Below are 16,872 nucleotides of genomic sequence, written 5' to 3'. Positions count from 1 at the left end.
GCCCCGGCGGATCCCGCCGACGATCGGGGCATGTCCACACCTTCCTCCCTCGCCACCGCCCGCCGCCCCGGGCCGCACCGCTCCCGAACCGCGGACGACAGCGGGCGCGGCTACTGGCCCACGGCGGTCGCGGTCGCGTCCGCCAGCATGATGCTGCCGTTCTCCGTGACCGGCGCCGCCGTCGCCCTGCCGAACATGGCGGCACACCTGGGTTCCTCGGTCGGCGCCGCCCAGTGGATGCTGAACGCCTTCAACATCACCTTCGCCGCCCTGCCGCTGGCGGCCGGCAGCCTCGCGGACCGGCTCGGCCGACGACGCGTCCTGCTGACCGGCATCGCCTTGGTCGGGGCACTGTCCCTGCTGGTCGCGCTGGCGCCGTCGATGGCCTTCGCCGATGCGGCCAGGGCGGTCCAGGGATGCGGAGCCGCGGCCGTACTGGCCTCGGGGGCGGTGCTGGCCCACTCCACCTCCGGGCGGCGCCGGCAGCTGGCCTTCGGGGTCCTCGGCTCCTCCTTCGGCACGGGCCTGGCGATCGGACCGCTGGTCGCCGGAGCGCTGGTCGAAGCGGCCGGCTGGCGCTCGGTGTTCGCCCTGGTCGCCGTGATGTCCGTGCCCGCGTGGCTGTGCGCGACCCGCGCGCCGGAATCCCGCACCCCCGACCGGCCCGCCCTCGACCTGGCCGGGGCCGTCGCCTTCACCGCCGGACTGGCCTGTCTGTCCTTCGCCTTCGTCCGGGCCGGGTCCGCGGGCTGGGGCGCGGTGAGCACCCTGCTGCCGATGTTCGCGGCGGTGGCGCTGGTGGCGCTGTTCGCCGTGGTGGAGCAGCACCGGGGCGACCGGGCGATGTTCGACGTCCGCCTGCTCCGCCGGCCGGAGTTCCTCGCGGTGGTCTGCCAGCCCTTCACGGTCACCCTCGGCTTCGTCATCCTCCTGGTCTACCTGCCCGCCTACCTCCAGGGCGTCGCCGGCCGCACCGCCCTGGCCGGCGGACTACTCCTGCTCCCGATGACCGCCCCGGTCCTGCTGCTGCCGCTCGCCGCCGGCCGACTGGCCGCGCGCACCTCGGTACGGGCGGTGCTGACCTGCGCCTCCGCGCTGATCGCGGTCGGCTCCCTGCTCCTGACCACCCTGCACGGCAACGGATCGTGGCTCCAACTGGCGCTTCCCCTGCTGCCCTTCGGGGCCGGGGTGGGACTGGCCTTCGGGGTCATGGACAACGCCGCCGTCAGCACCGTGCCGGTCGAGAACGCCGGAGCGGCGGCGGGCATCTTCAACACCATGCGGATCACCGGCGAGTCCGTCGCCGTCGCCGGGGCGTCCGCCCTGCTCGCCGCGCTCACCGCCGCCCGGTTGAACGACAGCGGCCTTCCCACCGGAGCGGCGGCCCGGATCGCCGGGCAGGCCGTCCAGGGACAGGTGGCCGAAGCCCACCGCCCGGCCCTGACGGAGGGGTTGACCAGCGCCTTCCACACCCTCGGCCTCGTCCTCGCGGCGCTCTCCGCGCTCGGTGCGGTACTGACCCACCTCGCGCTCGCGCCCGACCGGGCGGTGCCGAAGCCCGGTCAGGGCGACGGCGTCCGGCCCGGCGGGGTGCCGAAGTCGGGGGCGGGCCGCCAGATCCGCCCGTCGGGGAGGTTCTGGCGGGCGCCGAGGAAGTAGTCGAGGCCGTCCTCGAAGCCGGGCGGTCCGAGCAGGTCCTGCACGGGCCGCCACAGCTGTGCGGGGACGGGGTACCCGCCCGCCATCATCCAGTCGTCGTCGCCGAGTTCGGCCGCGAAGAGGTGCCGGATGCGCAGGTACTCCTCCCGCCCGAGCAGCCGGGAGGAGTGCTGACGGTCGTCGGAGCCGTAACCCTCCAGCTCCCAGAGCACGTTGTGCCCGTCGGCGAACGGGTAGTCGCGGTAGGCGTGATCACGGTCCACGCCCCCAGCCTAGGCCTGTCTTCGAACTCGCGTCTGCAGGAGTTCGAAGACAGGCCTAGGCCGACACACGCCCTGGTCAGACGGCGGGCCAACGGCGCTCCGTGCCCTCCGGGGGGCGGCGGCGCAGCGGGGCCAGTTCGCGCTCCAGGGTCCGGACGTCGCGGGCTATGCTCGCCGCGAGTTCCCTCGGGGCGGTGTCACTCGGCAGTCGGCGCGTCCAGGAACGGGCCTTCGCCGGGCCGTCCTGAACCATGTGGAAGGTGAGGCCCACCACTCCTCCGACGTCGGCCAGGCTCACCAGGATCCGGGTGTCGGCGAGGTCGATGGTCACCTCGTTGCCGATGCAGGAGCAGGCCACCAGGCCCTCGATGCCCTCCTCCGCCAGGTACCTGGCCAGCGGAACCGCCCTGCCCCGGACCAGAAACGGACGTGCCACCGGACCCACGGGATCCGCCTCCTCTCGCCGTACGCGTGCCACCTCGGCCGGGCGCAGGCGCGCCGCAACAGACCGGACTCCGCCCATGCTCCACCACGTCGCCGAAAAGCACCAACTTCGCGCCTCACAAGGCGACTTGAGCGCATGCACTCGACCGGCGCACCGGCGCACACCGGGGCGCACCGGACGGCTCACGGCACCGGGGGCGCACGGTTCGCCGACGGGCGGACCGACGCCGCAACCCGACGGACTTGCCGGTGGCCAGCCACGGCGGATAGCTTGAACGCGTTCAATTTGAACCCGTTCAAACCTCCCCGGGGGGACCGGATGTCAGTACACCTCTTCGCCTTCCGAGCCGGAAGGCCCTGGCCGATCGCCCTGTTCGCCGCAGCCACCTGGGTGCAGCCCTGGGTACTGGTGGACGCGACCGCGCCCCGGTGGCTCGCCACCCTCTGGGCCCTGTTCCTGGCGCTCACCACGGTCCCCCTCACGATCGCGGACCCGCTGGTCTTCCGCCGCGCCTGTCTGACCGTCGGCACGACGGTGCTCGGCACCCAGGTCGCGCTCTCCGTCCCGTACCTGCTGATCCCGCTGCCGTTCGCCCTCATCCTGTTCCCGGCCGGCCTCCTCCTGCTGCTCGCGGGCTGGAAGCGCTGCGCCCTGGCCCGCGGCACCCTCGCCGCCCTCCTGCTGGTCGTCCCGGTGCTGGCCGGCTTCACCACCCTCTGGCCGCCGCACTGACCACGCCCGGGAAGTGCGGCCGCCCACCTTCACCGACACATCCGGAGGGACAGCATGACCGAACGCCCCGTCCCGTTGCGCACCGACCGCCCGTGGCAGATCGTCGCCCTGGCCGGGGCCAGCTGGTTGACGCCCTGGGCGCTGGTGCGCGGTGACGTCAACGGGGAAACCATCGCGCTCTGGTTCCTGCTGCTCGCGCTGACCGTACTGCCGCTCTCCTACCGCAACCCCTACCTGTTCCGCCGCACCTGCCGGATCGTCGGCGGGGTCCTGCTCGGCCTGCAGTTCGTGGTCTCCGTGCCGTTCCTCCTGCTGGTCCTGCCGCTCCTCGTCGCCTTCCTGCCCGCCGGCGCGCTGCTCCTGCTCGCGGGCTGGAAACGCAGCGGGCCGGTCCGCACCGGTCTCGCCGTCACCCTCGCCGCCCTCCCGCTCGTGATCGTCGCCGGAGTGCTCTGCCACTCCCGCTGACCATGCCCGAGCGGCGCAGCCTGGAGTCGCCGGCTGCGCCGCTGAGCGCCGTCACGGCGTCGGAGAGCCCGTAGGGCGTGTCTCTCGGAGCTCCCTGGCTAGCGGAGGACGCCTCGCACGGCCTCCGGGTCGGTGGGCGGGAGCGGACCGGTCCGGGCGGCCGTCAGCGCCTTGGCGGTGGCGGGCGGCGGGGTCACGTAGACCGGGGTCGGATCGGCCTCGGGGGCGCAGGTCTTGGCGATCCGCCCCTTGCCCTGGGGCAGGCTGCCGTCGCGCAGGTAGGCGGTGAAGGTGTCGTCCAGACAGGCGTTGCCGTGGAACAGGATCTCGTGGAAACTGCCGCCGTCCTGGACGACCAGCTTGGAGCCGGGCAGCGCGTCGTGCATGGCGAGCCCGCCCTGGTACGGCGTGGCCGCGTCCTCGGTGGCCTGGAAGAGCAGGACCGGGGGCAGGTTCTTGCCGGTGATCTTCAGACGGCCCGCCGGGTTGCCCTGGTAGGGCCAGAACATGCAGGCGGCGTTGTACCACATGTTGTTATAGGTGTAGAAGGGCGCGGTGGCGTCGACCTTGGCCTGGTCCTTCTTCCAGAACTCCCAGTCGCGCGGCCAGGCGTTCTCGGTGCACTGGGCGGCGTTGTAGGCCGGGAAGGCGCCGTCGTCGGCGCCGGGGGCGGCGTACTTGTTGTAGGCGATGGTCAGTGGCCGGGTGTCGTGCTGGTTGAGGTAGGCGGAGAGCACGGTGGCCATCCGGGGCCAGCGCAGGAAGTTGTAGCCGCCGCTGTAGAAGGTGTCCTCGAACTCGGCGGGGCCGATCTTCCCGGTCGAGGGCGCGGCGTCCGCCGGCTCCTTGCGCAGGGCGTCCTCGACCTGGTGGTAGGCCTGTTCCACGGCCTTGGCGTCGGTGCCGAGGTGGTAGACGGAGTCGGCCTTGGCGGTCCAGTCGGCGAAGGCGTCGAAGCGGCGCTGGTGCTCCCGGTCCTGGAGGACGTTGTGGTCGTACCAGCTGATGGTCGGGCCGACGATGCTGTCCAGCACCATCCGGCGCACGTGCGAGGGGAAGAGCTGGCCGTAGGTGGAACCGAGCGAGGTGCCCCAGGAGCCGCCGTAGAAGTTGATCTTCGTCACGCCGAGCGCCCGGCGGATGCTGTCCAGGTCGCGGGCGTTGTCGACGGTGGTCATGTGCGGGAGCAGCCAGGACCAGTCGGCCGCGCAGTCGGCGGCGTAGCCGGCCGCCTTCTTCAGCCACGCCTTCGAAGTCCCCTGGTCCACCTGGTAGTCGGGGCGCTCGGCGTCGAAGTAGTGGGCGTCGCAGACCACATGCGGGTCGCTGCCGTTGGTGCCGCGAGGGTCGAACCCGATCCAGTCGTAGGTCGACGCGACGTCCGCCGGGATCTGCCCGGAGATGTAGCCGGGCATCCAGAGCCCGGAGTCGCCGGGGCCGCCCGGGTTGAGCAGGATCGGGCCCTGCTGCTTGTCCTTGGGGGCGGTGGCGGGCAGCCGGTTGAGCTTGATCTTGATCTTGCGGCCACGCGGGTCGGCGTAGTCCACCGGCACCTCGAGCATGGCGCACTGGAGCGCCGGGGTGGTGGTGTCGTTGCAGGAGCTCCAGACGAGCTTCCCCTGACCGGTGTCGACCAGGTCGGGACCGTCGGGCTCGACGGCGGAGGCGGCGGGGCCGACGATCCCGCCGAGGGTGGCCACGGCGGCGGCGGCCGAGAGGAGGGCGATGGCTTTTCTCATGGGGAGCATGATGTGACATGTGCAATGGCACATCCAAGGGGCGAAACCGGACTTTGCCAAGCCTTGACCGTTCCTGTCGGCCCGATCACGGCTTCATCGCGTCAGGTCGCCCGGTTAGGCTGCGGTATGGCCCGTTTCGTCCTGACCCGTCTCAGCCCGCTGCCGCCCGCCGACTGCTGGGCGCGGCTCACCGCCTGGCCCCGGCACGGCGACCGGGTGCCGTTCACCCGGGTGAGCGTGGTGCGGGGCACCGGACGGCAGCCGGGGGACGTGATCCTGGCGCGGACGGCCCTCGGGCCGCTGCGCTTCGACGACCCGATGGAACTGGTCGAGCTCGTGGCGCCCATGCACTGCCTGTTGGCGAAGCGGGGGCGGGTGGTGCGCGGCGGCGCCGAGCTGCGGATCCGCGCGGTGGGCGCGGGCACGGTGGGCGCGGGAAGCGAGGTGGGCGCGGGCACGGTGGGCGCGGGCACGGTGGGCGCGGGCACGGTGGGCGCGGGAAGCGAGGTGGGCGCGGGAAGCGAGGTGGGCGCGGGCACGGTGGGCGCGGGAAGCGAGGTGGTCTGGGCCGAGGAGCTGCGGATCACCGGCCTGCCCCGGCTGTTCGACCCGGCGGTGGCGCTCGCCGGGCGGCTCGTCTTCGGCCGCGTGCTGGACCACCTGCTGGCCACGCCCCCCGCTTCCGCTACGGGTTGAGGGCGCGCCGGCTCAGGTACTGCTGGCGCACGTAGTGGCGCTGGTCGCCCTCGACCCTGACCCGGTCGTGCTCCACCAGCCGCTGCGCCTCCCCCAGCGCGATCGCCAGCGCCAGACCGTCCCCGTCGCGCAGGAACACCCGGTCGGCCAGCGCCGCCCGACGCAGCAGGTGCTCCCGACCGAGCCGGACCCGCCGCTTGACGGCCTTCCCCAGTGCCACGAGGTCCTGCCGCTCCTCCTCGATGCCCGGCGCGTCCGCGTAGGCCTGCTCGGGATCGGGCGCACCCTCGACGGGCGGGGCCCACAGCGGCAGCGGCGGCAGCTGTGGCAGTCCGCGCACCCTGAGCACCTCGTTCGCGAACTCCGGTAGGTCGACGGGCAATTCATGCTCGACGAAGACGGCGAACAGTTCGGCCAGCGCCCGGGGCGGGACGCCCTCCGGGGTGTCCTCATCGGTGACGTCGATCCGGCCGAGGCGCGGGCCCCAGAACCGGCCGGGCGGCTCGGCGAGGCGCAGCCGCAGGGTGAGGTGGTGTCCGTCGTTCTCCTCGTCCCGGCCGAGTTCCATCGCCAGCCCCCGGACGTCCGCCCAGGCGTAGTGGCGCGGCACCAGCAACCGCACCAGGGTGAGCCCGTCCTCGTCCGCGCGCAGCCAGTACGCGTGGGGCGCGGCGAGGGCCGCCACCGCGACGATCGCCGCCATGACCAGGAAGGCCGCTCCCCCGCCGACCGTCCCCGTCTCGGTGAGGACGGCGGCCGCGACCAGCCCCACCATGGAGCCGACGCCGGCCAACTCCCCCCGCTGCTGCATGAACCACAGCCGCACCACGTCCCGGCCCCCTTTCGCCGACCCCACGCTCCCGACCGCGACCGGCCCTCGGCAACCACCGCCGCGAAGCTGTGACACCGCCGTGACGAACCCGCGTCACCGTTGTCGCCCGCGAAGCCGCCGGACCAGGTTGCGGGCGGCCTGCGGCCAGTGCGGGTACGCGAAGGCGAAGCCCGCCTCCAGCAGCCGGGTGGGCACGACGCGGCGGCTCTTCAGCAGCAGTTCGCTCTCCGAGCGCAGCGCGAACGCGCCGAGTTCCGTCATCCAGCGCGCGGCGGGCAGCGCCAGCGGCATTCCCCAGCCCGCGCGCAGCTCGCGCATGAACTCCCGCTGGGGCAGCGGGTCCGGGGCGGCGAGGTTGACCGGCCCGCTGAGCTCCTCGTGCTCGATCAGGAACTCGACGGCGCGGGCGAAGTCCCGGTCGTGGATCCAGGACCCGTACTGCGCGCCGCCCGCGATCGGCCCGCCGACGCCGAGCCGGGCCAGCCAGGACAGCGAGTCGAAGGCGCCCCCGCGCTCGGGGCCGAGGACGACGGCGGTGCGCAGCGCGAGGCGGCGGGTGTGCGGGGTGTCGGCCTGCGCCTGGGCGTCCTCCCAGGCCCGGGCGATGTCGATGCTGTACCGCCAGGAGGCCGGGGCATCGGGTTCGCCGCCGCCGATCCGGCCGGTCAGCTCGTCGTTGGGCGCGTGGTGCCGGTGGGCGTAGACGGTGGCGGTGCTCATCTGCAGCCAGACGGCGGGCGGTCGGCGGGCTTCGGCGATCGCCCGGCCGACGGCCCGGGTGGAGTGCACCCGGGAGTCCATCATGGCCCGCCGGTTCTCCGGGGTGTAGCGGCAGTTGACGCTGCGCCCGGCCAGGTTGACGACGGCGTCGCTGCCGTCGATCTCGGCCGTCCAGGCTCCGGGACTGCGCCCGTCCCAGCCGACCTGCCGGGGCCCGGCGGGCCGTCGGCTGAGCACCACGACCTGGTGCCCGGCGGCCGTCAGACTGCGGTCCAGAAGGGTCCCGAGCGCACCGGAGCCGCCGGGGATGACGATCTTCATGATTTCCCCCTCATCTCTGGCCGCGAGCCTAGCGCCATAATTGAACACGTTCAATTCAATGTGCCCCCACTCCGACTCCCCACTCCACCGCGCTCGGGCCGCCGACCGCCGACGGCCCGCACCGGCAAGGGGTTCACCTCGGAAATATTTGATGCAAACATGACATCTATCTTTGTCCGGCGCGCCCCGCTACCCGATCCCACCACCGTCCCGCATGCCGGCCCTGCCGCCTGGTACGGCGCGACAAACGGAAGCCCCGTCGGTACGTTGAATTACGTCCACCTGGACGGTTCCTCGCCCGGTTCCACCGGGCCGACGGTCACCCGTGCGATGACGCGGGCACGAACGGTAGTCGCAGCCTGAAGTCGGCAGTTCGGCGCATGGGGGAATCATGCACACCAGCCTGGTGATTTCCGCCTACAACGAGGGCCCGGTGCTTCTGCGTACCGTCCGAGCATGCATCCAGGTACTCGAGGACCTGTACGCCGAAATCGTCGTGGCGGACGACGCGTCGGACGACGGCTCGGTGGCCGAGGTCGAGCGGAGCCTGCCTGTGGTCCGGACCGTGCACAGCGCACGGCGCCGCGGGGCCTCACCGACGAAGGCGATGGGCGCCGACGCCGCGCGCGGAGACGTGCTGGTGTTCCTCGACGGCCCCACCAAACCGGAACCGGGCTCGCTGCGTCGGCTCGTCGAGGACGTGGAGCGTACCGACGGACAGGCGGTGGCCACGCCGCGCCTGTTGAATCTGGACGTCGAACGATGGATCAACGACCCGCTGCAGGCCGGTCACGGTTACCGGTTGGATCTGGGCACACTCGACTGCGGGTGGCTGGACCTGCCGGACATGACGGCCGTCTCCGTGGGGCGGCGTCGGCTGTACGAGTCCCCGAGCCTGATCGGATGCGCGTTCGCGATCAGCCGTCAGCTGTACGAGAAGTTGTGGGGGATGGATCGGGACATGCTGTTCTGGGGGGTCGAGGACCTCGATTTCGGGCTCAAGTGCTGGCTCATGGGTCATCGGATCCTGCACGATCCGGAGGCGACCATCGGACACCGGTTCCGTGAGTCCTTCGACAACTACGACGTACCGCCGGAGCACTTTCTCGCCAACCAGCTCAGAATGGCGCGGAAGAACTACACCGAAGGCACGTGGCGGCAGTGGCTGGAAGCCACCGCGCAGCGCCAGCTGCAGGTGTCCGAGGACGTGCCGGAGAGCCTGTGGGCGCGTGCCTGGCTCACGTTCGACCGGGCGAGGGCCAGTGTCGAACAGGAGCGGGCCTACCTGCACGGGAGCCGTACCCGGGACGAGTTCTGGTACGCCCGCCGCTTCTCCCTCGACTGGCCCTACGTGTCGGAGTTCCCCGCCCCTGCGTTGCCCTTGGACCTGTCGATCACGCCCAGTGGCGGTCCCCGTCCCAGTGGCGGTCCCCATCCCAGTGGCGGCCCCCATCCGACCAGCGTCCCGCCCCAGCCGCCCGTCCTGGTCCTGGTGCGCCCGACAGCGGGCCAGACGTTCGCGATCACCGGAGACGCACAGATGCCGACCGTCGTGGCCGAGGCCCGGGTCACCGGGGTGACCCCCGATCCGACCCCCGCCACCGACTTCCACTGGACGGTCCAGATCTCCTTCGACGCCAGTACCTGCCGGCACGGACCGCACCGGACCATCAACCCGCCGCCCGTCACGCAGACCACGCACGGCACCCCGCTGACGATCGCCTTCCCGCTGGTACGTGGCGGCAGCCTTGCCATCCAGGTGCAGGCGACGGTCGGCGGCCGCCTGCTGACCGCGCGCTCGCAGCACCTGTCCATCGTGGGCACCAACCCGCCCGCCGCCACCCTGCACGCGGCGCTGCCCCACGACGTGCTGCGGCGCATCGCCCGCCACGAGTCCGGCTGCCGACAGTTCGACGCGGGGGCCGACGGAGGCACCTCCGGCTGCCCCCTCTGTCAGCGGCGGCACCAACGCCTGGACGGGCGCCGGGTACGCCCTGGACCGGGTGGCCGGCGCCCGGCCGGTGTGGGCGATGGACCCCTGCCGCCGTGCCGCCGCCCAGGCGCTGGGAGGCGAACAGGGGCAGGAAGGTGCTCAGCCCGGTGAAGACGCTCGAGCGGCACCACGGCCAGCGACAGCTCCACGACCGCTCGGCCTCGACCGGCCCACCGTCCTCGCCGTCGGCCCACTGCTGTGGCTCACCCAGCTGCGGCTGCACCGCGCCCTGGTGCTGCTCGCCGAGGGGCAGCCGGTCACCGCCGCGGCCCACCGCCGCGGCTGGTCCTCCGCCAGCGCCTTCATCGACGTCTTACGCCGCGCCGCCACCGCCCCGACCGCACGCCGGGCAGCGCCGACCGCGCGCCGGACGGCCGACCGGCGCGCTGAAGGCCCCGGTTGTCCGTGCCGGGTGGCAGGCTGGGGACATGTGCGGCCGCTTCGTCTCCACCACCACGCCCCAGGACCTCGTCTCGCTGCTCGGAGAGCTCCGGTGGGACCCGGCCGAGACCCTCGCGCCGAGCTGGAACGTCGCGCCCACCGACCCGGTCCCGGCCGTCCTGGAGCGCCTCGACCGTGACACCGGCGAGGTGCTGCGCCAGCTGCGTCCGCTGCGCTGGGGACTCGTCCCCTCCTGGTCCAAGGACCCGTCCGGCGCCGCCCGGATGATCAACGCCCGCTCGGAGACCGTCGACACCAAGCCCGCCTTCCGCAAGGCCTTCGCCGCCCGCCGCTGCGTCATCCCCGCCGACGGCTACTACGAGTGGCGTGAGGTGCCCGCCACCGACGACCGCAGGAAGTACAAGCAGCCGTACTTCCTCAGCACCGGCGGCCTGATGCTGATGGCCGGCCTGTACGAGTTCTGGCGCGACCCCAGCCGCCCCGAGGACGACCCGCTCGCCTGGCTCGCCACCGCCACCGTCATCACCACCGACGCCACCGACTCCGCCGGGCGCGTCCACGACCGGATGCCGCTCACCATCGCCCCCGGCGACCTGCCCACCTGGCTCTCCCCCGGCCACACCGAACCGGCCGAGCTCCACCACCTGCTGCGCCGCCCCGCCGACGGCGCCCTGCGGGTCCGCGCCGTCCCACCCACCGTCAACAGCGTGCGCAACAACGGCCCCGAGCTGCTCGCCACCGCCCCGGACCCGCTGGGGCTGGCCGACTGATCCCCACCGGCCCCGACGGATCCCGGCCTTGGGGCAATCCGCTGACAACGCGTCTGACCAGCACTACGGTGGGCGGGCGAAGCCGTAAACAGGGGGTTGGGGGCGCGAAGTGTTGATGTCCATGACGGCGCACATCCGTCCCGAGAGCGGCATGCCCGACCCGGAGCCCTTCGAGCAGCGCCGCCGCCCCGGCTCTCCCTCGGCCGCCGACGCGGACCCGCACGCCGCCGTCCTCCCGCCCGAGGCCGCGCGGTCCGCGCTGACCGTCGAGGCGACCACCCCGACGCCCAACCTGCCGCCCCGCGCCTCCGGCCGACTCGTCGGCCGGGAGAGCGAGCTGCGGGCCGTCGCCGACGCCCTGGCGCACGACGGCGGCGGCGGGCTGGTCACCCAGGCCACCACCCTCCACGGCCTCGGCGGCGTCGGCAAGACCAGCCTCGCCCTGCACCACGCCTACGCGCGGGCCGACCACTACCGGCTGATCTGGTGGATCACCGCCGAGTCCGAGGGACAGCTCGCCGAGGCCTTCGCCGGACTCGCCGTCCACCTCCACCCCTCCTGGGCCCTCACCGCCCCGCCCGGCCAGCAGGTCGAGTGGGCCATCGCCTGGCTGCGCGCCCACGACCGCTGGCTGCTCGTCTACGACAACGCCGAGGACCCGGCTCACCTCACCCCCTACGTCGGCCGGCTGCTCGGCCGCGGCCACCAGCTGGTCACCAGCCGCCGCGCGGGCGGCTGGCACCCGGGCATCCGGCCCGTACGGATCGACGTCCTCGACGCCCCCGAGGCCGCCCGGCTGCTCTGCGGGGCGGCGTACCCGGGCACGGCCCTCGATCCGGCCGAGCAGGACGAGGCCCGCGCCCTCGCCGACGAGTTGGGCCACCTGCCGATCGCCCTCGCCCAGGCCGGCGCCTACGTACAGCAGACCGGCACCACCTTCGCGGCGTACCGCGAACTGCTGCGGGACACCGGGCCGGTGGGACCGGGGGCCGAGCACACCGTCGCCCGCCTCTGGCGGACCACGCTGCGGACCGTCCAGCACACCGCGCCCTTCGCCGTCGACCTGCTGCGCACCCTGGCCTGGTACGCCCCCGAGGCGCTGCCGCGCGAAACCCTCACCCCCTTCGGGGAGCGCCGCCCGGACGAGGTGGACCGGGCACTGCGGTTGCTCGCCGACTACCACCTGATCACCCTCGGCGACACCGTCACCGTGCACCGCCTGCTCCAGACCGTGCTGCGCGACTCCGGCCCCGCGCAGGGCTTCCGGCAGCGGGCGGAACGGCACCTGGCGGAGGCCGCGGCCCGGCTCTGGCCCTCGGGCGGGTCGGAGCTTCGGCGGGCACTGCTGCCGCACGTCCGGGAACTGGCCGACAGCGGCCCCTCGGCGGAGCCGACGGCGCAGACCGTGGCGTTGTACGGGCTGGCGGCGGCCGAACTGACCGACCGGGCACAGCGGGTGTACGCCGCACGGCTGGTGGAGGCCATGGCGGACGGGCAGCGGCGGCTGCTCGGCGACGACCACCCGGAGACGCTGACCACCCTCGGGCGACTCGGCAGACTGCAGGCCAAGACCGGCGACCCGGCGCGGGCCGTGGCACTCTGCCAGGACGTGGTCGCCCGGCGGACGCGCGTCCAGGGCGGACCATCCGGCCGCCCTCGCCGACCGGCACACGCTCGCCCAGGCCTACCGCAGGGCCGGCCGACACGAGTTCGCCATCGCGGAGTTCCGGGCCGTCGTCGCCGATCGGGCTCGGGTGCTGGGACCGGACCACCCCGAAACGATGCACAGCCGGGCGAGCCTGGCGTACGCCCTCCAGGTGGCCGGAGAGCACCGGGACTCGGTCGCCGAGTACGAGCGGCTGGTGGCCGACGCGGAGCGGGTGCTCGGCCTGGACCACCCGGAGGTGGTGACCCGGCGCAGCGGCCTCGCCTTCGCCCAACTCGCTGCCGGTCTACACGAATTGGCGATCCGCCGGTACGAGCAGGTGGTCGCCGACCGGACCCGTGTGCTGGGTGCCGACCACCCCGACACCCTGAACAGTCGCGGCTGGCTCGCGGCCGCCCACTCCGACGCGGGCGACCACCTCGCGGCGATCGCCGCCTTCGAGACCCTCGTCGCGGACCGCACCCGGGTCCAGGGCCCGGACCACCCGCAGACCCTCTACGCGCGCAAGCGCCTGGCCTCCCTCCACCGCAAGTCCGGCCATCCCGCCCTCGCCGTCACCCGGTTCGGCGAGCTCGTCGCCGACTACACCCGGGTCCTCGGCCCGGACCACCCCCACACGCTCAACGCGCGCAGCGGCCTGGCCCGCGCCCACCGGGAGGCGGGTACTCCCGGCCGCGCGGTCGAGCAGCACCGGGCCCTGGTCCGCGACCGCGCCCGCATCCAGGGCGAGCGCCACCCCGACACCTTGGAGGAGCGCAGCTTCCTGGGGTTCGCGCTGCGCATCGCCGGCCTGCCCGCCCTCGAAGTCGAGGAACTGAAGCGCCTGGTGGCCGACCGGGTCCGGATCCAGGGCCCCGACCACCCCGGCACCCTGGAGGAGCGCTCCGGCCTCGCCCGCGCCCTGAACGCCGCCGGCCGCCCGCGCGAGGCCCTCGCCGTACGGGAGCAACTCGTCGCCGACCGCCTGCGCATCAACGGCCCCGAGCACTTCGAGACCTTCGACGCCCGGCTGCGGCTGGCCCGGTCCGTCGACGAGGCCTGCTCCTCGACGAGCAGAACCACGCCCTGGGACTGCACGACGCGCTGGTCGCCGATCACACCCGGGTCAACGGGCCGGACCACCCCGACACCCTGGACGCTCGTGCCAACTGCTTCTCGGCCTACCAGAGCGCCGGCCACCACCGCCGCGCGATCGAACTGATCGAGTCACTACTGGACGATCGGATCCGGCTCCAGGGCGCCGACCACCCCGATACCCTCTCCACCCGCCAGTGGACGGCCACCGCCCACGGGAACGCCGGCGATCACCGCCGCGCGACCCACCTGCTCGAATCACTCGTCACCGACCGCACCCGCACCCAGGGCGCCGACCACTTCGAGACCCTCTTCACCCGTTTCGCTCACGCCCTCGCCTGCCGGAACGCCGGCGACCACCGCCGAGCCCTGTCCCTGCTCGAACCCCTCGCGCGCGACTACGCCAGGACGCTCGGACCGGACCACCCCAGCACTCTCGGCGTACTGGTCTGGCAGGCGTCCACCTGCTGGTCCGCCGGTGACCGCCACCGGGCCGCCGCACTGTTCGAAGGCCTGGTCACCGACCACATCCGGGTGTTCGGGCCGGACCATCCCAGTACGCTGCACTGCCGCCGCGAACGGGCCTCCGCATGGCGGGAGTCCGACGAACACGCCCTGGCCCTCGCCGAATTCGCATCGCTGGCGGCGGATCACACCCGGATCAACGGGCCGGACCACCCGCAGACGCTGGAGATCCGCCAGGACCTGGCCCGCTCGTACGCGCAGGCGGGCGATCACCGTCGCGCCACCGAGGCCTTCGTCGCCCTGATCGCCGACCGCTGTCGGATCCAGGGCCCGGACCACTGGGGAACGCTCGACACCCGCTGGTGGCACGCGTTCGCCCGGGACAGCGCGGGAGATCACCGCCTCGCCGGTGAACTGTTCGACGCGCTGGCAGCCGACCGCGCACGGATCCTCGGATCCGATCACCTGGAGACCCTGCACGCCCGGCAGTGTCACGCCACCTCCTGCCGCGCCGCCGGCAATCTCCGGCAGGCTCTGCAACTGTTCGAGACGCTGCTGGCCGACCGCGTGCGGATCGCCGGCCCGGACCACCCGGAGACCCTCAACACCCGTCTTCTGCTCGCCTGGACCCACCGGACCTCCGGCAACCATCTGCGCAGCATCCGGCTCAACGAAGCCCTGGTCCGCGATCGGATCCGCATCCAGGGCCCCGACCATCCGGCCGTGTTCACCGCCCGGAGCATCCTCGCCACCGATCGTGGGTTCGCCGGACTGCACCGTCGGGCGGTCGCCGACCGGGAGCAGTTGGCCACGGATTCCGCCCGCGTCCACGGGCCGGAGCACCCGGACCGCTTCCTCGAGCGCTCCCTGCTGGCCCAGGAGGTCCGCGAGACCGGCGAGCTCGACCGTGCCGGCGACCTCCTCGCAAGACTGGTCACCGATCGGACGCGCAGTCAGGGCCCGGACCATCCCAGCACCCTCGACGAGCGTGCCGAACTCGCCTACATCCGCCGCCTCGCCGGACGTCATCACCAGGAGGTCGCTGAATCGCAGGCGCTCGTGGCCGACCACGAGCGGGTCCACGGCCCCGACCACCCCGCCGCACTGACCGCCCGCTCCAACCTGGCCCACGCCCTCCGCCACGGGTGGAGGCACCACCGCGCCCAGGTCATGTACCAGTCCGTCCTGGCCGACCGCGGCCGGGTCCTGGGAGCCGACCACCCGGACACCCTCGACGTCCGGGACAGCATCGCGCGGAACCTCTTCGACGCCGGCCGGCACGCCGAGGCGGCCGCGTACTACCGCGACGCGCTCGCCCTCGCCGGCGAGGCGCTCGGGCCCGAGCACTCCACCGTCCGGGAACTCCGGCGCGACCTCGGCAAGGCCCTGATCCTCAGCGGTGCGCTCGACGCGGCCGTCGCCGAACTGTCCCCGATGGCCGACGACTGGGACGGGCCCAGCGGTCCCGGCCTGCCCGACCTGGTCCACGCCGGATGCGTCCTCGCCTACGCACTTCACCTCACCGGGGAGCAGCAGGCGGCCCTGCGGCTGGTCGGCGGCCTCGCCACCACCGCCACCGCCGCCCTGGGCGGCCCGGACGAGGCGACCGTCACCGCCCGGACGTCCCACGCGCTCCTCCTGGCCGAGGGCACCCGCCCGCTGCGGGCCGTCGTCCGGTTGGAGGAGCTCGCCGAAACCTGCGCCGAGAGCGCCGGTCCGCGCAGCCGACCGACCCTGGACGTCCGCCGGAGCCTCGCGCACGCCCGGCTCCGGGCCGGGGACGCCGACGGCGCCGTCCAGGTGTACGAGCGCATCATCGCCGACCGGACCACCGTCGGGTACGCCTCGCCGACCGCCGTGCTGCTGGCCGGCCACGCGGACGCCCACGACGTCGCCGTCAGCATCGGCGCCCAACGCCCCGGGCCGCTCCCGGTGTTCCCCTCGCTGGCCGTCGGACTGGCCCACGCCCTGGTGGCGGCCGGGCGCCGCGACGCCGCCCGGGAGCTGCTGGCGGCGGTGTGCACCGGGCGGGAGGCCCTGATGGACCCGGGACACCCGCTGGCGGCCGAGGCGCGAACCGCGCTGGCCCGACTCGACCGCACCGCACCGCACCGCACCGCACCGGAGACCGAACCGGAGCAGGAGCGCCCGCCGAAGCCTCCCGCAGCCGCCGGCGCCCAGCTCGGCCGGACCCCGGCCGCCCCGCTGCCCGGCAGCGCCCCCGCCCGCCGCGCCGCGCCGCCCGGCCCATCCAGCTCCGGCCCGCCTGGCGCCCCCGCCTCACCCTGTTGGAGGAGCCCGCCGTGGGCGCCACCACCGATCTGGAGCTGCGCCTCCTTCCCGCCGGCGGCGCCACCCGCATCAACTACGGCTACCTCCCCCGCCTCCGGCTCGTCCTCGCCGTGGCCGGCGATGCCGTGCTCGATCCGCCCGTCATGGACTACGACCCGGGCCGCGAGCCCGCCCGGTTCACGCTGACGCCGTCCGCGCCCGGCCCGTACACCCTGCGGATCACCGTCCTCCACCGGGGCCACGGCCATGTCCTCCAGGACCTGTCCGTCGTGATCGACGTCCCGGCGGCCGAACCGGCCGCCGGTCCCCGCGCCACCCAGGATCAGGAGTAGTCG

Annotated in this window: 14 protein-coding genes and 3 pseudogenes; 12 read left to right on the top strand and 5 right to left on the bottom strand. The window is 73.7% G+C overall.

Annotation, left to right across the window (positions count from 1 at the left end; translation table 11 throughout):
* Nucleotides 1–30: 30 nt before the first annotated feature.
* On the top strand, nucleotides 31–1,659 hold the full coding sequence (locus HS99_RS39715; protein WP_232790731.1) for an MFS transporter: 1,629 nt from the start codon (nucleotides 31–33) through the stop codon (nucleotides 1,657–1,659).
* On the opposite strand, the gene HS99_RS39710 is transcribed toward HS99_RS39715, so the two are convergent.
* Entirely contained in the window at nucleotides 1,563–1,922 is a 360-nt protein-coding gene (locus HS99_RS39710; RefSeq protein ID WP_030291013.1) for a hypothetical protein, read from the bottom strand. The genes HS99_RS39715 and HS99_RS39710 overlap by 97 nt on opposite strands.
* Nucleotides 1,923–1,998: 76 nt before the next feature.
* On the bottom strand, nucleotides 1,999–2,358 hold the full coding sequence (locus HS99_RS39705) for a hypothetical protein (RefSeq protein WP_141763909.1): 360 nt from the start codon (nucleotides 2,356–2,358) through the stop codon (nucleotides 1,999–2,001).
* A 327-nt stretch (nucleotides 2,359–2,685) separates the two neighbouring features.
* Here HS99_RS39705 and HS99_RS39700 point away from each other — a divergent pair, with 327 nt between their 5' ends.
* Nucleotides 2,686–3,099, top strand: coding sequence for a hypothetical protein (locus HS99_RS39700; RefSeq protein WP_030289551.1), 414 nt, complete (start codon nucleotides 2,686–2,688; stop codon nucleotides 3,097–3,099).
* Between the two features lie 54 nt (nucleotides 3,100–3,153).
* Nucleotides 3,154–3,567 carry a hypothetical protein gene (locus HS99_RS39695; protein WP_030289552.1) on the top strand — a complete coding sequence of 138 codons (414 nt, stop codon included), beginning with the start codon at nucleotides 3,154–3,156 and terminating at the stop codon, nucleotides 3,565–3,567.
* 98 nt (nucleotides 3,568–3,665) lie between these two features.
* On the opposite strand, the gene HS99_RS39690 is transcribed toward HS99_RS39695, so the two are convergent.
* Nucleotides 3,666–5,306 carry an alpha/beta hydrolase gene (locus tag HS99_RS39690; protein WP_046386790.1) on the bottom strand — a complete coding sequence of 547 codons (1,641 nt, stop codon included), beginning with the start codon at nucleotides 5,304–5,306 and terminating at the stop codon, nucleotides 3,666–3,668.
* A 126-nt stretch (nucleotides 5,307–5,432) separates the two neighbouring features.
* On the opposite strand from HS99_RS39690, the gene HS99_RS39685 reads away from it, so the two are divergent.
* The gene (locus HS99_RS39685; RefSeq protein WP_043480871.1) at nucleotides 5,433–6,002 is read left to right on the top strand and encodes a hypothetical protein; all 570 of its coding nucleotides are present in this window, start codon (nucleotides 5,433–5,435) and stop codon (nucleotides 6,000–6,002) included.
* Here HS99_RS39685 and HS99_RS39680 read toward each other — a convergent pair.
* Both HS99_RS39680 and HS99_RS39675 read right to left on the bottom strand, forming a co-directional pair.
* The gene (locus HS99_RS39680) at nucleotides 5,992–6,831 is read right to left on the bottom strand and encodes a PH domain-containing protein (protein WP_030553889.1); all 840 of its coding nucleotides are present in this window, start codon (nucleotides 6,829–6,831) and stop codon (nucleotides 5,992–5,994) included. The two genes, HS99_RS39685 and HS99_RS39680, sit on opposite strands and share 11 nt — an antisense overlap.
* A gap of 96 nt (nucleotides 6,832–6,927) precedes the next feature.
* On the bottom strand, nucleotides 6,928–7,875 hold the full coding sequence (locus HS99_RS39675; RefSeq protein ID WP_030553887.1) for a TIGR01777 family oxidoreductase: 948 nt from the start codon (nucleotides 7,873–7,875) through the stop codon (nucleotides 6,928–6,930).
* A 391-nt stretch (nucleotides 7,876–8,266) separates the two neighbouring features.
* Between HS99_RS39675 and HS99_RS39670 the strand changes: the two genes are divergently transcribed.
* From HS99_RS39670 to HS99_RS45605, 8 genes and pseudogenes are all read left to right on the top strand, one after another.
* Nucleotides 8,267–9,979 (top strand): glycosyltransferase, encoded by a 1,713-nt coding sequence (locus HS99_RS39670; protein WP_030553885.1) that lies wholly within the window; start codon nucleotides 8,267–8,269, stop codon nucleotides 9,977–9,979.
* A gap of 317 nt (nucleotides 9,980–10,296) precedes the next feature.
* A complete protein-coding gene (locus HS99_RS39665; RefSeq protein WP_030553883.1) occupies nucleotides 10,297–11,040 on the top strand; it encodes an SOS response-associated peptidase in 744 nt (247 codons plus the stop codon).
* A gap of 115 nt (nucleotides 11,041–11,155) precedes the next feature.
* A pseudogene (locus HS99_RS48775) lies at nucleotides 11,156–12,661 on the top strand (tetratricopeptide repeat-containing protein); the annotation flags it as partial.
* A 58-nt stretch (nucleotides 12,662–12,719) separates the two neighbouring features.
* A pseudogene (locus HS99_RS48770) lies at nucleotides 12,720–12,806 on the top strand (hypothetical protein); the annotation flags it as partial.
* A 15-nt stretch (nucleotides 12,807–12,821) separates the two neighbouring features.
* Nucleotides 12,822–13,907: a tetratricopeptide repeat protein gene (locus HS99_RS45620; protein ID WP_157881886.1), complete on the top strand. Its 1,086-nt coding sequence runs from the start codon at nucleotides 12,822–12,824 to the stop codon at nucleotides 13,905–13,907.
* Nucleotides 13,790–14,296, top strand: a pseudogene (locus tag HS99_RS48765) (tetratricopeptide repeat protein); the annotation flags it as partial. The gene HS99_RS45620 and the pseudogene HS99_RS48765, both read left to right, overlap by 118 nt.
* Nucleotides 14,297–14,314: 18 nt before the next feature.
* Complete coding sequence (locus tag HS99_RS45610) at nucleotides 14,315–16,723, top strand: tetratricopeptide repeat protein (protein ID WP_043480867.1); 2,409 nt, start codon at nucleotides 14,315–14,317, stop codon at nucleotides 16,721–16,723.
* Nucleotides 16,681–16,869, top strand: a complete 189-nt coding sequence (locus tag HS99_RS45605) for a hypothetical protein (protein ID WP_030553881.1) — start codon at nucleotides 16,681–16,683, stop codon at nucleotides 16,867–16,869. Before HS99_RS45610 ends, HS99_RS45605 begins: the two co-directional genes overlap by 43 nt.
* Nucleotides 16,870–16,872 lie beyond the last annotated feature (3 nt).

The sequence above is a fragment of the Kitasatospora aureofaciens genome, assembly GCF_001188955.3.
In the GTDB taxonomy this organism is placed as follows: domain Bacteria; phylum Actinomycetota; class Actinomycetes; order Streptomycetales; family Streptomycetaceae; genus Kitasatospora; species Kitasatospora aureofaciens.
This window is presented reverse-complemented; position numbering and strand designations above follow the sequence as displayed.

Bases quoted from the DNA above. Each gene is read 5' to 3' on its own strand.
- HS99_RS39665 (WP_030553883.1), top strand. From the start codon at position 10,297: ATGTGCGGCCGCTTCGTCTCCACCACCACGCCCCAGGACCTCGTCTCG.
- HS99_RS39685 (WP_043480871.1), top strand. From the start codon at position 5,433: ATGGCCCGTTTCGTCCTGACCCGTCTCAGCCCGCTGCCGCCCGCCGAC.
- HS99_RS39715 (WP_232790731.1), top strand. From the start codon at position 31: ATGTCCACACCTTCCTCCCTCGCCACCGCCCGCCGCCCCGGGCCGCAC.
- HS99_RS45605 (WP_030553881.1), top strand. From the start codon at position 16,681: ATGGACTACGACCCGGGCCGCGAGCCCGCCCGGTTCACGCTGACGCCG.
- HS99_RS39695 (WP_030289552.1), top strand. From the start codon at position 3,154: ATGACCGAACGCCCCGTCCCGTTGCGCACCGACCGCCCGTGGCAGATC.
- HS99_RS39670 (WP_030553885.1), top strand. From the start codon at position 8,267: ATGCACACCAGCCTGGTGATTTCCGCCTACAACGAGGGCCCGGTGCTT.
- HS99_RS39690 (WP_046386790.1), bottom strand. From the start codon at position 5,306: ATGAGAAAAGCCATCGCCCTCCTCTCGGCCGCCGCCGCCGTGGCCACC.
- HS99_RS45620 (WP_157881886.1), top strand. From the start codon at position 12,822: ATGCACAGCCGGGCGAGCCTGGCGTACGCCCTCCAGGTGGCCGGAGAG.
- HS99_RS39700 (WP_030289551.1), top strand. From the start codon at position 2,686: ATGTCAGTACACCTCTTCGCCTTCCGAGCCGGAAGGCCCTGGCCGATC.
- HS99_RS39675 (WP_030553887.1), bottom strand. From the start codon at position 7,875: ATGAAGATCGTCATCCCCGGCGGCTCCGGTGCGCTCGGGACCCTTCTG.